General features: G+C 70.1%; 14 protein-coding genes. 5 read left to right on the top strand and 9 right to left on the bottom strand.

Annotated features, from left to right (window positions below; all coding sequences use genetic code 11):
• Positions 1 to 30 precede the first annotated feature (30 nt).
• The 3 genes from AAY78_RS06140 to AAY78_RS19880 are packed head-to-tail and all read left to right on the top strand — an operon-like array spanning position 31 to position 1,595.
• A complete protein-coding gene (locus tag AAY78_RS06140; protein ID WP_046747460.1) occupies positions 31 to 852 on the top strand; it encodes an HAD-IIA family hydrolase in 822 nt (273 codons plus the stop codon).
• A 3-nt stretch (positions 853 to 855) separates the two neighbouring features.
• Positions 856 to 1,434: a YdeI/OmpD-associated family protein gene (locus AAY78_RS06135; RefSeq protein ID WP_046747459.1), complete on the top strand. Its 579-nt coding sequence runs from the start codon at positions 856 to 858 to the stop codon at positions 1,432 to 1,434.
• Positions 1,431 to 1,595: a hypothetical protein gene (locus AAY78_RS19880; RefSeq protein WP_164734122.1), complete on the top strand. Its 165-nt coding sequence runs from the start codon at positions 1,431 to 1,433 to the stop codon at positions 1,593 to 1,595. The genes AAY78_RS06135 and AAY78_RS19880 overlap by 4 nt, the downstream gene beginning before the upstream one ends.
• Positions 1,596 to 1,639: 44 nt before the next feature.
• Here AAY78_RS19880 and AAY78_RS06130 read toward each other — a convergent pair whose 3' ends face one another.
• From AAY78_RS06130 to AAY78_RS06085, 9 genes are all read right to left on the bottom strand, one after another.
• The gene (locus tag AAY78_RS06130) at positions 1,640 to 3,268 is read right to left on the bottom strand and encodes an ABC transporter ATP-binding protein (RefSeq protein ID WP_046747458.1); all 1,629 of its coding nucleotides are present in this window, start codon (positions 3,266 to 3,268) and stop codon (positions 1,640 to 1,642) included.
• Complete coding sequence (locus tag AAY78_RS06125) at positions 3,265 to 4,404, bottom strand: serine hydrolase domain-containing protein (RefSeq protein WP_052748669.1); 1,140 nt, start codon at positions 4,402 to 4,404, stop codon at positions 3,265 to 3,267. The genes AAY78_RS06130 and AAY78_RS06125 overlap by 4 nt, the downstream gene beginning before the upstream one ends.
• Positions 4,401 to 5,600: an enolase C-terminal domain-like protein gene (locus AAY78_RS06115; RefSeq protein ID WP_052748668.1), complete on the bottom strand. Its 1,200-nt coding sequence runs from the start codon at positions 5,598 to 5,600 to the stop codon at positions 4,401 to 4,403. Before AAY78_RS06115 ends, AAY78_RS06125 begins: the two co-directional genes overlap by 4 nt.
• Positions 5,597 to 6,145 (bottom strand): GNAT family N-acetyltransferase, encoded by a 549-nt coding sequence (locus AAY78_RS19200; protein WP_052748667.1) that lies wholly within the window; start codon positions 6,143 to 6,145, stop codon positions 5,597 to 5,599. The genes AAY78_RS06115 and AAY78_RS19200 overlap by 4 nt, the downstream gene beginning before the upstream one ends.
• Positions 6,142 to 7,332: an anhydro-N-acetylmuramic acid kinase gene (locus tag AAY78_RS06105; protein WP_046747456.1), complete on the bottom strand. Its 1,191-nt coding sequence runs from the start codon at positions 7,330 to 7,332 to the stop codon at positions 6,142 to 6,144. The genes AAY78_RS19200 and AAY78_RS06105 overlap by 4 nt, the downstream gene beginning before the upstream one ends.
• The gene (murQ, locus tag AAY78_RS06100; RefSeq protein ID WP_046747455.1) at positions 7,332 to 8,237 is read right to left on the bottom strand and encodes an N-acetylmuramic acid 6-phosphate etherase; all 906 of its coding nucleotides are present in this window, start codon (positions 8,235 to 8,237) and stop codon (positions 7,332 to 7,334) included. The genes AAY78_RS06105 and murQ overlap by 1 nt, the downstream gene beginning before the upstream one ends.
• On the bottom strand, positions 8,234 to 9,121 hold the full coding sequence (locus tag AAY78_RS06095) for an ABC transporter permease (protein ID WP_046747454.1): 888 nt from the start codon (positions 9,119 to 9,121) through the stop codon (positions 8,234 to 8,236). Before AAY78_RS06095 ends, murQ begins: the two co-directional genes overlap by 4 nt.
• Entirely contained in the window at positions 9,118 to 10,089 is a 972-nt protein-coding gene (locus AAY78_RS06090; RefSeq protein ID WP_046747453.1) for an ABC transporter permease, read from the bottom strand. Before AAY78_RS06090 ends, AAY78_RS06095 begins: the two co-directional genes overlap by 4 nt.
• Positions 10,090 to 10,155: 66 nt before the next feature.
• Complete coding sequence (locus AAY78_RS06085) at positions 10,156 to 11,703, bottom strand: ABC transporter substrate-binding protein (protein WP_046747452.1); 1,548 nt, start codon at positions 11,701 to 11,703, stop codon at positions 10,156 to 10,158.
• Between the two features lie 164 nt (positions 11,704 to 11,867).
• On the opposite strand from AAY78_RS06085, the gene AAY78_RS06080 reads away from it, so the two are divergent.
• Both AAY78_RS06080 and AAY78_RS06075 read left to right on the top strand, forming a co-directional pair.
• On the top strand, positions 11,868 to 12,770 hold the full coding sequence (locus AAY78_RS06080) for a MurR/RpiR family transcriptional regulator (protein WP_046747451.1): 903 nt from the start codon (positions 11,868 to 11,870) through the stop codon (positions 12,768 to 12,770).
• Positions 12,767 to 13,915: an MFS transporter gene (locus AAY78_RS06075; protein WP_046747450.1), complete on the top strand. Its 1,149-nt coding sequence runs from the start codon at positions 12,767 to 12,769 to the stop codon at positions 13,913 to 13,915. The genes AAY78_RS06080 and AAY78_RS06075 overlap by 4 nt, the downstream gene beginning before the upstream one ends.
• Positions 13,916 to 14,150 lie beyond the last annotated feature (235 nt).

Genomic DNA, 14,150 nt, shown 5'->3' with positions numbered 1-14,150 from the left:
CCGGAAAGGTGCGGCCCCTAGGCTGTGCACATGGCAAAACGTGACGACATCGAATGCTGGCTCACCGACATGGACGGCGTGCTCGTCCATGAGAACGACGCCATCCCCGGAGCATCCGAACTGCTCGCCGGATGGGAGAGCGCCGGCATCCCGTACCTGGTGCTCACCAACAACTCGATCTTCACCGCACGCGACCTGTCCGCACGCCTGCGCATCAGTGGTCTGCATGTGCCGGAGGAGCGCATCTGGACCTCGGCGCTCGCGACAGCCGACTTCCTGAAGCAGCAGCTCCCCGGCGGCTCGGCCTTCGTGATCGGCGAGGCCGGCATCCTCACCGCCCTGCACGACGCCGGCTTCATCATGACCGAGACGAACCCGGACTTCGTGGTGGTCGGCGAGACGCGCAACTACTCCTTCGAGGCGATCACGAAGGCGATCCGGCTCATCATCGGCGGCGCACGCTTCATCGTGACGAACCCCGACGCCACGGGCCCGAGCACCGACGGTCCACTGCCGGCCACCGGAGCCATCGCCGCCCTCATCACGAAGGCCACGGGCAAGGAGCCCTACGTCGTCGGCAAGCCGAACCCCATGATGTTCCGCTCGGCGCTGAACAAGATCGGCGCGCACTCGAAGCGAACGGGCATGATCGGCGACCGCATGGACACCGACGTCGTCGCCGGCATCGAGGCGGGCCTGCACACCGTGCTGGTGCTCACCGGGATCAGCGACCAGGCCGAGATCGAGAAGTACCCGTTCCGCCCCGACGAGATCGTGCAGTCGGTGGCCGACCTGCTGCCGCGGATCACCGAGACGATCACGACGGTGAAGCCGGGCAAGACGAAGAAGTAGCCCGTGGGCGCGCTGGACGAGGGGGAACGGTTCCGGGCCGCTGATGCGGCGGCGTGGCGCGCCTGGCTCGAGGAGAATCACGAGCGCACGGCGGGGGTCTGGCTGCTGAGCGTGCGCGGGGCGTCGGACGGCGTCGGCTACGAGGATGCCGTCCGTCAGGCGCTCTGCTTCGGATGGATCGACGGCCCCGTGCGCGTGTTCGGCGACGGGACGGACGACCGCGCCAACGGGCAGTGGTTCTCGCCGCGGCGTCCCGGCAGCGGGTGGGCGGCCACCAACAAGGCGCGCATCGCCGAACTGGAAGCGGCAGGAATGCTCGCACCCGCCGGCATTCGAGCGCTGGAGACGGCGAAGGCCAACGGCTCGTGGACCGTGCTCGACGGACCGGAGGCGGGTATCGAGCCGGACGAACTCACCACCGCGCTCGATGCTCTGCCCGTCGCGCGCGCGAACTGGGACGCATTCCCGAAGTCGGTGAAGAAGTTCGGACTCACCCACATCGCGATGGCCAAGAGACCGGAGACCCGGGCGGCGCGCATCGCCAAGATCGTGGCGGACGCTGCGGAAGGGAGACGCCCATGAACCAGAGCGACCTGCTGTTCCTCGTGATGTTCGTGATCCTGCTGTCGACGCTGACGGTCTTCATCGTGCAGTTCGTCCGCTCCCGTCGGCGCGGCCCCGGCGACGACGACCGCGCCGGCTGGTGGGAAGGCCCCTGGGACGACGACGACCGCAAGCGCTGAACCTGCGGTCGTCGACGACGGCGGTGGTCGACGACCGAGCGCGATCAGGACGCCAGAGACGCCCCGGGGATCGCGGCGAGAAGCTCTCGCGTGTACGGGTGCTGCGGGGCATCGAAGATGCGCTCGGGGGTGCCGCTCTCGACCACGACACCGCGCTGCATGACGTGCACCTCGTCGGAGATCATGCGCACCACCGCGAGGTCGTGGCTGATGAAGAGATAGCTGAGCCCGAGCCGCTTCTGCAGGTCGGCGAGCAGGTCGAGGATCTGCGCCTGCACCAGCACGTCGAGGGCCGACACCGCCTCGTCCAGCACCACCAGCTCGGGTTCGAGAGCGAGTGCCCGGGCGATCGCCACGCGCTGACGCTGCCCTCCGGAGAGCTCATGCGGCAGTCTTTCGGCCATGGCCGCGGGCAGGGCCACCTGCTCCAGCAGCTCGAGCACGCGCGAGTGCCGGGTGGCCGCGGTGCCGATGCGGTGCACGCGCAGGGGCTCGGCGATCGACTGCTCGACCGTGTAACGCGGGTCGAGCGAGGCGTAGGGGTTCTGGAACACGGGCTGCACGCGACGGCGCAGGGCGAACAGCTCCTTGCGCCGGAGCGTGGTCAGGTCGAGCCCGTCGAACAGGATCGACCCCGACGTGGCATCCTCGAGGCCGAGCACCATGTTCGCCGTGGTCGACTTGCCGGATCCCGACTCGCCCACGATCGAGACCGTCGTGCCGCGGCGGATCTCGAAGCTGACCCCGTCGACGGCGGTGAACGTCTCGGGCTCCCCCGGCTTGGGCGCGCGCAGGGCGAACTCCTTGCGGAGGTCGCGGATCTCGACGAACGGTGTACCCGTGGAGGTCTCGCGCTGCGGCAGGGCGTCACGGTGCGAGGCGAGGCTCGGAGCCGCGGCGAGCAACTGCTTGGTGTACTCGTGCTGCGGGGCGCCGAGCACCTGGGCGGAGGTGCCCTCCTCGACCACACGACCGCGGAACATCACCACGATGCGGTCGGCGCGCTCGGCGGCGAGGGCCAGGTCGTGCGTGATCAGGAAGACCGCAGTGCCGAGTTCGTCGGTGAGCGAATCGAGCTGGTCGAGGATGCGGCGCTGCACGGTCACGTCGAGCGCAGAGGTGGGCTCGTCGGCGATCAGCAGGCGCGGCTTGCAGGCCAGGCCCATCGCGATCAGGACACGCTGACGCATGCCGCCGGAGAACTCGTGCGGATACTGGTGCGCGCGCTGCGCGGCATCGGCGATCCCCACCATCTCCAGCAGCTCGACGACCCGTGCCTTGGTGGCGTCGCCGCGCGTGTACCCGTGCACCTCGAGCGCTTCGCCGATCTGCTCGCCCACGCGCATGAGCGGGTTGAGGTTCGACATCGGATCCTGCGGCACGAGCCCGATCCCGGCGCCCCTCAGCGAGATCATCGCGTTCTCGGGCAGATCGGTCAGCTCACGACCGTCGAAGCGGATGCTGCCGGCCGTGATCACGCCGTTCTCCGGCAGCAGACGGTTGACCGCGGCCGCAGTGGTCGACTTGCCCGACCCCGACTCCCCCACGACCGCCACGGTCTCACCTGCGGCGATGTCGATGGTGACGTCGCTGACCGCGGTGACCAGCTCGGAACCGGTCCGGAAGGCGACGGCGAGGCCGCTGATGCTCAGCACGGGCTCGGTGGTGCTCATGGGGTACTCGTTCCTTCAGTGTCGAAAGCGTTGTCAGAAGCGTTGTCAGAAGCGTTGTTGCCGGGATCGGTGCCGCCGGGCAGGAGCGCAGGGAGCGCTGCGCGCCACAGCGTCTCGGTCGGCACGGGTTCGGAGGCGAAGAGTCGGTTGGTCAGCAGCACCGCGGACGTACCGGTCCCCGGCACGATCCCGAGCGCGCATCCGGTGAAGCCGGGATGCCAGAGCATCCGGGTGGGCCGACCGGCGACGGCCACCGTGTCGCTGCGCCACCCCAGTGCCTGGCCGGTGTCGGGGCCGTCTCGGAACAGCTCGGCCACGGCATCCGGCTCCCAGAGCTCCGGGTGCCGTTCGGGTGCGGCGAGCGCGGCACCGAGGGCCAACAGGTCGTCGGCGGTGCTGAAGAACCCCGCATGCCCGGACACGCCACCGAGGGCGTGGAAGCAGTTCCCGTCGTTCACGACACCGCTGATCTCGTCGGTGCGCCAGGCGAAGTCGGTGTCCGCGGTGAGCACGGGGTACGGCACTCCGGTCGCGACCATTCGGCGCTCGGCGGCATCGCCGACAGCGGAGGAGGCGACGGGCTGACCGACGGGACCGTAGCCGGTGCGGGTGAGACCGAGCGGCGCGGTGACGAGTTCCCGCACTGCGGCGTCCAGGGGCTGTCCGGCGATCGCGGCGATGATTCGACCGAGCAGCATGAATCCCAGGTCGGAGTAGTGTCGACCTTCGTCGAGGGCGTATCGGAGCGGGATCGCGTCGATCGCCCTCGCCGGATCCCCGGCATGCGCGCGGTCGAGGTACAGCGGCTGCCACTCCCAGAGACCGGCACGGTGCTGCAGCAGGTGGCGGACGGTCGTCCCGGGCGCGCAGGCGGTGCCGGGGACGAAGCGGTCGACCGGGTCGTCGAAGCCCAGCTCGCCGCCGCTGACCAGCCGGAGGACCGCGGTGGTGGTCGCGGCGACCTTCGACACCGAGGCGATGTCGAAGGCGGTGCCGGTGGTCATAGCGGTCCCGGCGAGGTCGGCCAGACCGCCGGCGGCGACATCCCGCCCGGCGTCCGTGATGACACCCGCGACGACGCCGCGCGGGGCGGAGGGTGCGGCCAGGACCACGGAGACCGCTGCGTCGGCGCTCATGCACTCACCCCTGCTCCCGTGGAGAGGTCGAGGAGGATCTCCGACTCTTCGGCGACGAGACCCGTGATGCCGATGCCGTTCCCCCTGCCGAGGTCGATGCCGAGTTCGATGCCGAGTTCGATGCCGAGATCGAGCTCATCCCGGGTCAGCGCGACTCCGCCGGTCACCGGCGAGCTCTGCAGCCAGAACGCCGCGTCCAGATCGTGCACGACATCCGGGGCGACGGCGGCCGCGAGATGGGCGGCGGCGCTCACTCCGACGTGCGACTCCATCATGCAGCCGATCACGAGGCCGAGTCCGGCCGCACGCGCAGCCTCAGCGGCAGCGAGCGCCTCGGCGAGACCGCCGGTCTTGGCGAGCTTGATGTTCACGAGGTCGGCGGCACCGCGGTCGGAGATCCGACGCACATCGCGCGCCGTACGCACCGACTCGTCGGCCATGATCGGGGTGTCCACCGCGTCGGTCACGGCGGCGAGCGCGTCCAGGTCGTGCGCGGCGACCGGCTGCTCGACCAGCTCGACCCCGAACCCCGCGTCCTCTGCGGCACGGATGATGCGGATCGCCGTCTCGGCGTCCCAGGCCTGGTTCGCGTCGACGCGCAGCGTGATCTCGGGCCCGACCGCGGCGCGGACGGCACGGAGTCCGGCGACGGTGTCGTGCGCGGCGGAGGCCTTGATCTTGAGGCAGCCGAAGCCGGCGATGACGTGCTCCTCGGAAAGCAGCGCCAACGCCGACGGCTCCCCCGCGGACAGGGTCATGTCGGTGCGGATGCGCGACGGTCTTGAGGAGTTGTGCACGGCAGCGGGGCTGCGAGAGAGGTCGGCGACGAGCGACGATCCCCGCTGCCGGGCGGCGAGGTCGGCGACGGCGCACTCGACCGCGCTGCGGGCGGCGACATTGCCCCAGACGGACCGTGCGATGTCGGCTGCGATCCCTGCGTCATCGGCGCGACGGCCGAGGACGACCTCGGAGAGCGGCCCCGCCACGGCAGCGGCCACGCTCGGCGGGCTCTCCCCCGTGACACGCCAGCTCGTGGCGGCCTCCCCGTATCCGTGGCGACCGTCGGCATCCGTGACCTCGACGAGCACGACGTCGAGGTGGTCGGTGCGGCGCACGGCCGTGACGAAGGGGCGCACCAGGGGCGACGAAACCCGGAGCACGCGGAGACCCACCACGGCGTTCGATCCCGCGCTCATGCCCACTCCTTGCGCATACGCTGCTCCGGCTCGCCGAACTCCGGCTGCGTGCGGGTGGCCCCGTCTGCGTGCCAGCCCTTCGACTCGTAGAACCCGATCGAGGGGGCATTGGCCGCGAACACCCAGAGCGTCGCCGCCTCGGCCCCCGCCGCCCGCAGGTCGTCGGACGCGCGCGCCAGCAGTGCGCCGCCGATCCCGCCGCCGTGGGCTCGGGGCGAGACGTACAGCGAGTGCACGGCCCCGTCCACACGGTCGTCGTCTGCGGTGGTGTCATCACCGGTGGTGTCATCACCGGTGGTGTCGTCACCGGTGGGGGCGGCGTAGCGGGTGATCCCGACGATCTCGCCCTCGCGTTCGGCCAGCAGCACGACGCCCCGCGGGTCGGCGAGCACCCGACGCCACAGCGCTTCCGCCCGCTCGTCGGTCATCGCATCGATCGCCGCATCCGAGAGCACGCCGCGATAGCTCTCCCGCCAACAGGCGAGGAACACGCCGAGCACCCCGGACAGGTCATCCGGGGTGGCTGGGCGCACCTGGAGACTCACGATGCCGGGGCCTCCGTGAGCACGAGGGAGTCGATCGACGCGACGGGCTCCGGCATCTGCAGCGGGCCGACGCCCGGCGTGATGGCGCCGAGGATCCGGGGCTCGCGCGCTCCCGTGCCGCCGGGGACGATCGCGGGCACGCCGTGCATCGTGGACCAGCCGATCAGCGCCAGGAGGATCGCCTCCTTGCTGTCGGCCGCAGCCCCCAGCTCGTCCGCCAGCACGACCTCGGTCCCGGGGAGCGCGGCGCGCAGCCCCTCGAGGATCAGCGGGTTGCGGCAGCCGCCACCTGACACGGCGAGGAATCCGATCCCGGCAGCTTCCACGTCGCGCGCGACCGTGCGCACCGTGAGCTCTGTGAGGGTGCGCACGACGTCGGCGACCGCGAGCTCGCGGCCCTGCGCTGCCAGGTGCTCGTGCACGTAGCCGAGGTGGAAGTGCTCCTTGCCGGTGCTCTTCGGCGGCGTGAGCGCGTAGTACGGGTCGTCGAGCAGCGCGGCCAGGAGCGCCTCATCGACCTGTCCGGTGCGGGCGATCGCGGCGTCGTCGTCGTAGCCGAGCGGATTGAGGCCGTGCTCCACGATGACCGCGTCGACCAGCGCGTTCGCCGGTCCGATGTCATAGGCGACCAGGCCGTCGGGCCGCACCACGGTCATGTTCGAGATGCCACCCAGGTTCAGCGCCGCCGAGACGCCGGCGCGGCCGCGCAGCAGCAGCTCGTCCAGGAACGACACCAGCGGAGCTCCGTGTCCGCCCGCGGTGATGTCGCGGATACGGATGTCGGACACCACGGGCACGCCGACCTTCTCGGCGATCCAGGCGGGCTGACCGATCTGCAGGGTGCCGAGCGCGTGGGCGCCGTCGACCCAGTGGTACACGGTCTGACCGTGCGAACAGACCGCATCGACGCCGCCGACCTCTGCGGCGATGTCGGCGGCGACCTCGGCGAACGCCTGGCCGATGAGCGTGTCGAGCTCGGCGACCTCGGCAAGGGTGGTCTGCGCCGGCGGCAGTGCCGCGATCAGCCGTGCCCGCAGCTCGGGCGCATAGGGCACGCTCGTCGCCGCGAGCACTCTCCCGCGCAGATCCACGCCGTGGTCGGTGAACCCTCCGCTGGTCGTGAAGTCGACGACGGCGGCATCGATCCCGTCGTGCGAGGTGCCGGAGATCAGTCCGAGGACGCGCATCAGTTCTCCTCCAGTGCGGTGCGCAGCCGACCATCGGCCGCGTCCAGTCGTGCGGTGGCCGCGGCGAGGTCCTCACCGCGGCGGATCATGATCGACGCGAGCTTCACGTCGTAGGCCGCGGCCTCGAGGGCGGCGACGGCGGCGGGGCGGTCGACGTCCGCGATGGTCTGCACCATCCGGATCGCCCTCTCGCGCAGCTTGTGGTTGGTGGCCTTCACATCCACCATCAGGTTGCCGTAGGCCTTGCCGTTCCGGACCATCGAGATGGTCGAGAACATGTTGAGCACGAGCTTCTGCGCGGTACCCGACTTGAGACGGGTGGAGCCGGAGAGCACCTCCGGACCGACCTCGACCTCGATGCCGTGTTCGGCGGCGGCACTCAGCGCGGTGTCGACGTTGCACGACAGGCCGATGCTGAGTGCTCCGCGCTCGCGTGCCCGGCGCACTGCCGCGATCACGTACGGCGTGCGTCCGCTGGAGGCGATGCCGATCACGGTGTCGAGCGGACCGATCCCCGCCGCGTCGATGGCCGCAGCTCCCGCCTCCGCGTCGTCTTCCGCACCCTCGACCGGGTTCACGATCGCACCCGGACCGCCGGCCATGATCGCGAACACGAGCTCAGCCGGGGTGCTGAACGTGGGTGGGCACTCGGAGGCGTCGAGCACGCCGATGCGTCCGGGAGTTCCTGCGCCGACGTAGACCAGGCGTCCGCCCTGCGCCATGCGGGCGGCCGTCGCCTCGATCGCCGGCACGATCTGCGGCAGAGCGCGTTGCACCGCGGCCGGCACCGTGGCATCCGCCTCGTTCATGGTCTGCGCGAGCTCGGCGACGCTCATCCGGTCGAGCTCCGCGTAACGGGGGTCGCTGGCCTCGGTGGCCAGTGCGCCGAGATCCTCCATGGTCATCGCTTTCCTCTGTTCCGAGGGTCGAGGCTGTCGCGCAGGCCGTCGCCGAGCAGGTTCAGACCGACGACGAGGAGCACGACGATCACGCCCGGCGCGATCATCGTCCACGGGGCGATCGTGACGAGCGTCCGCGCCTCGAAGATCATCGACCCGAGCGAGGGCGCCGGCGGCGGCGTGCCGAGTCCGAGGAAGCTCAGCGAGGCCTCGGTCAGCACAGCCCACGAGAGGGAGAGGGTGACCTGCACGATGATGATCGAGGTGATGTTCGGCAGCACGTGTCGGAACATGGTGGCCATGCGGCTCTGCCCCGTGCTCTTGGCCGCCCTGACGTACTCCACCTCGCGCAGCGACAGCACGGGTCCGCGCGTGACGCGGATGAAGATCGGCACGTAGACGATCGCGATGGCCACGGCGATGGTGAACCAATTGCGGTCGAACACGGACGCCAGCGACAGGGCGAGCAGCAGCGGCGGGAAGGCGAACAGCACGTTGGTGATCGCGGTGATCGCCCCGTCGGAGAACCCGCGGTAGAACCCGGCGATGAGTCCGCAGACCGTGCCGACGACGGTCGCGAACGCCACGGCGACCACGGAGATGAGCGCCGAGTTGGCGACGCCGGCTGCGACGCGCGAGAACACGTCACGGCCGAACTGGTCGGTGCCGAACCAATGCACGGCGGACGGCGGCTGCAGACGGGACGGCGGATCCTGCGCGAGCGGATCGAACGGCAGCAGGCCGAACGCCGAGACGAGGCTCAGCACCGCGAGCAGCACGACGATGATGAGGCCGGCGAGACCGCTGCGGCTGCGCAGCAGGAGACGCACGCGCTCCATGGTGCGCCCGCCGCCGGGCGCGATGGTCGGAGTCTGAGAGATGTCGGTCATGCGGCACGCACCCGAGGATCGATGACCCGGTAGAGCAGGTCGGTGAGCAGGTTGACGATGACGAAGGCGAGGGCGATCACGAGCACGGTGCTCTGCACGAGCGCGTACTCCTTCTGCTGGATGCCCAGCAGCACCTGGCGTCCGATGCCGGGGAGCGAGAAGATCTGCTCCACCACGACCGCACCTCCGAGGAGGTAGCCGAACTGCAGACCGGTCATCGTGACGATCGGCACCAGGGCATTGCCGAGCACATGGCGCACCTGCAGTCGACGTGGGGGCACGCCCTTCGCCCTGGCGGTGCGGATGAAGTCGTTGGAGCGGATCTCGAGCACCGCGGTGCGGGTCGTGCGCATGATCGGCGCGGCGATGCCGAAGCCGAGCACGATCGAGGGCAGCAGCATCTGCTGCAGGTTCAGCAGCGGGTCCTCGAAGAGCGTCGCGTACGCCTGCCCGTTGGGGTTGAATCCGAACGACTGGGCGAGGATGGCGAGCAACGCGGTGCCGAGCAGGAACGCGGGGATCGAGAGACCGGCGAGACCCACCACCTGTCCGACGCCGTCGCGGAACGAGTCGGGCTTCGAGGCGGAGAGCATGCCGAGCGGGATGCCGATGGCCAGCGCGATCACGATCGAGATGATCGCGAGCTCGAACGTCACGGGCAGGGCTGCGGCCGTGAGGTCGAGGACGCTCGTCTGTGCCCGGGAGGAGAATCCGAGGTTGCCCGTGAAGATGTTGCCGAGCCAGGAGAAGAACTGCACGATGAGCGGCTGGTCGAGGCCGTAGTACGCCTCGAGGGCGGCGCGCTGCGAGGGCGTGAGCGCGGCTGCCTCGGTGCCGAGGCCGGAGCTGATCTGGTCGCCGGGGATGGCGCGCAGCATCAGGAAGACGAAGATGGCGACGCCGAGGAGCGTGCCGAGGGCTGCGAGGATGCGTCGCAGCACGCTGTTGCGGAGGAGCTGTCTGAACATGCGCGTGTGTGGGTGCCTGTCGTCGGGGAAGGAGGGGGCGCGGGGCGGCCGCGCCCCCTCGATCCGCTACTTGATGGAGGTGGTCCGCAGGTACTGCAGCGAGCCGTTCACCATCGGGACGAAGCCGTCGACGGTCGACGCGGTCGCCGTGTAGGTGTAGCTCGTGAACAGCCAGATCCACGCCGCGTTGTCCTCGAGGTTCTCGGAGACCTGCGCGTAGATGTCCTTGCGCTTGTCGGGGTCGGCCGTCTGGCGTCCCTCCGCGAACAGCGCGTCGAGCTCGGGCGAGGAGTAGCCGGCGACCTTGTTCAGGTTTCCGGTGCTGGTGAAGTAGCGGCCGTACATGCCATCGGGGTCGGGACGACCGCCGTTGAGAGCGACCGCGGCATCGAAGTCGGCCGCGATCCAGCGGTCGACGAACGCACCGGACTCGAGCACCTCGAGGTCGAGGGTGATGTCGGCGTCGGCCAACTGCGCCTTCAGGTTCTGCGCCTCGTTCACCGAGGTGGCGTACTCGCCCTGGGAGACGATCGTCTTGATGGTGACGCCGTCCTCCTTGCCCGCCTTCTTCAGGTACTCGGCGGCCTTGTCGAGGTCGCGCTCCGGGCAGGGGCGTGCATCGGGGTCGGACTTGTATGCGGGAGAGGTGATGGGGCCGGTGACCTCGCCCTCGCCGAGGGCTGCGGTGTCGAGCACCTCCTGGCGGTCGATCGCGCACTGGATGGCGAGGCGGACGTTCACGTCGGCGAGGTCGCCGCGCTGCGCGTTCAGCTGCAGAGCGTGGTAGCTCAGCTGCGGGGTCGTGGCGACCTCGACGTTGGCGCCCTCCGCGGTCTGTGCGACGAGCGGGTCGTCGAACACGGCCAGCTGCACATTGCCGGACTGCATCGCCGAGACGATCGACGACTCGTCGGGGATCACGCGGAACTCGACGGTGTCGAGCAGTGCGGCGTCACCCCAATAGTCGTCGTTCTTGGCGAGCGTGAGCGACTGGCTGGCCTTGCGGTCATCCAGGATGAAGGGCCCGGTGCCGTTGGGCGTGGTGTTCAGACCCTCCTCGGTGTCGTCCGAGGACAGCATCGCCATGTTGATCACGGCGAGGTTGGCGGGCAGGGCGGCGTCCGGAGCGCTGAGCGTGAGGGTGACGGTGTTCTCGTCCGTGGCCTCGACCGCGGTGACGGAGGCGAGAGAGCTGCGCGCGACGGCAGCCGTGGCCTCGGCCGCGATCGCGTCGAGCGAGTACTTCACGTCTTCCGAACCGAACGTGCTGCCGTCGGCGAACGTGACGCCCTCGCGCAGGTGGAAGGTCAGGGTGAGGCCGTCTTCGGAGACGTCCCACGACTCGGCGAGGCCGGGGACCACGTTCAGGTCCTCGTCGAACTCGGTCAGCGTGCCGTAGAGGTTCTGCAGCACGTTGACGGCCTGGAACTGGGTGGCTTTCCAGGGGAACAGGGTGTCGGGGTCGCTGGTGACGCCGATGACGAGGTCGCCTCCGGCAGCGCCTTCTGAGGGCTTCGGGTCGGATGCGGGTGCGGAGCACCCGGTGATGACGAGGGCGAAGGCGAGGCCCGTCGCCGTGAGAGCGCCGAGTGACGCCCAGCGTGCTGTGCTCATTGCTGGATCCTCCTGAGTGTGACGGCCGCCGTGGCGTCGGGTCAGGCGCTGTTGCCTGCCGCCCCGTGAACGTCGTCGGTCTTGGTTGGTACCAAAAGTACACGAACGTCACTACTGATGTAACAGAAGTTCCTCTACTGTTATGAACAGTGATCGGAGACCCCATGCCTCATGAAGCCGCCCGCGACGAAGCCGGCGCACACCCCGTGCTCGTCCGCATGCGGGCGATCCGCCCCGAGCTGCGTCCGAGCGAGCAGCGCATCGCCGATCTCTTCCTCTCCGACCCCGGGGGAACCGCGGGCCTCTCGGTCGCCGAGCTCGCCCAGCGCTGCGACACGTCCACCACCTCGGTCGTCCGGTTCTGCAAGCGCCTCGGCTACGAGCACGTGCGGGAACTCCGCAATCACGTGCTGCGCGACGTCGAGCGCGAGACCTTCGACACGGCCGCGCTGCCCGCCGTCTCCGGAGACATCGATCGCAACGACACCCTGACCGACATCGTCGCGAAGGTCTCTCTCGCCGAGACCCTCTCCCTCGCCGACACCGCCAAGGTGCTCGACACCGAATCGCTGCGCGCATCCGTCGACGCCATCACCTCGTCGACCAGGGTCGACATCTTCGGTGTCGGCGCCAGCTCCATCGTGGGGCTCGACCTGCAGCGCAAGCTCACGCGCATCGGGCGCACCGCTCTGGAGTGGTCTGACCCGCATGCCGCCTGGACCTCGGCGGCGACACTCGGGCCGGGCAACGTCGCGATCGCGGTCTCCCACACCGGCGCCACGACCGACACCATCGAGTTCCTGCTGCTGGCCCGTCAGGCGGGAGCGACCACCATCGCGATCACCAACCACGCCGGCGCTCCGCTGGCCGATCAGGCCGACATCGTGCTCACGACCGCCGCGCGCGAGACCGGCTTCCGCTCCGGAGCTCTCGGCAGCCGGATCGCCCAGCTGATGGTGGTCGACTGCATCTTCATCGGTGTCGCCCAGTCGAACTACGACCGCTCGATGGAGGCGCTGCGCGACACCTTCGCCGCCGTGCACCGCGTGCGGACGAGCGGGGCGTGATCGACGACGCCCGACGCGCACGGGCCGGGCTGTTCACCGCCTTCGCGGGACTCGGCGTCACGGCCGCCTTCCTGCCGGCGATCCTGCCTTCCGCCGAACGGGCGATGGCGGCCGACCTCAGCGTCGCGGTGCCCGCACTGTTCGCCGGGCTCCTCGTCGGAGTGCTGGTGTCCGGGCCGTTGCTGATGCACCGGCCGCCGCGCAGCGCTCTGATGTTCGGCAGCGCGCTCCAGGCCGCTGCCATAGTCGTGGTGGCTCTGGCCGGCACGCCCGCCGTGTTCACCGCCGCTGCCGTCGTCGCGGGGCTGGGATTCGGACTGGTGGAGGCCTCGGGATCCGTGGCGGCGAAGTCCGTGGCCGTCGGCAGCGCGACGGGTCTGCTCAGCGCCCTCCTCGGCACGGTCGCCGTGAGCGCGGCCGTCACGCCACTGCTTGTCGCCGCCGGATCCGACATCCGGCCGGTGCTCGGAGTGCTGGCACTCGTACCCCTCCTGACCGTCGTGATGCTCGCAGGGCCGGCGACCGCCTTCACGCGCTCCGAGAAGCCGACCCATCGCGATGCGCGTGGCCTGCTCGCGCTGCTCCCGTTCGCGGTGGCGCTGCCGCTCTACGTCGGCGTGGAGACCGTACTCTCGGGGTGGTCGGCCGTGATCCCGGCACGGACGCTCGCGCTCGACCCCGGTGTGGCGGCCCTGGGGACCTCGGCGTTCTGGGCGCTCATGGCGATCGGGCGCTTCGGTGCCGCGACCCTGCGCCGACTCGCGGTGTCGCCGGTGGGGATCCTGGTCGCCGCAACGAGCACCGCTGCGGTGCTGATGGCCGTCACCGGGATGCTGGTGGAGTCCGCCCCCGGGGGCGCGCTCGTCGCGCTGGCTGTGGTGGTCGTGCTGCTGGCCCCCAGCTACGGGCTCATCCTCGGCCTCGCGCTCGACCGCCTCGATCCCGCTCGCAGCGCCGCCGTAACCGGTGCTCTCGTCGCATGCGGCGCCGTCGGCGGCACGTTCGTGCCGACGGTGATCCTCCTGATCGGACGCGACCCCGCGTCGAGCGCGACGTTCTTCGTGTCGGCGGTGCTGTGCGCGCTGGTGCCGGTGCTGATGCTCGTCGCCGGCCGGGCGCCGCGGAAGACGCCTGCGGCGCACTGACCTCTTCTCCACATCGCGCAACCTCCGCGACCTCTTCACAGATGCTGGAATACCGGCGCGCACACCGGGATGAGCGGCGTAACGTCGTCGATGTACCCGGCCGAGTAAGGAGAGCACGCGTGTCCACGGAGATCCTCGCGACCATCATGAGCGCCGTCGGCGTCGTGGTGACGCTCGGCACGAGCATGTTCGTCGGCGCCGCCTGGATGGTCCGCCGCATCGACGCCGTCGACGA

Source organism: Microbacterium sp. Ag1, assembly GCF_001005635.1.
In the GTDB taxonomy this organism is placed as follows: Bacteria; Actinomycetota; Actinomycetes; order Actinomycetales; family Microbacteriaceae; genus Microbacterium; species Microbacterium oxydans.
This window is presented reverse-complemented; position numbering and strand designations above follow the sequence as displayed.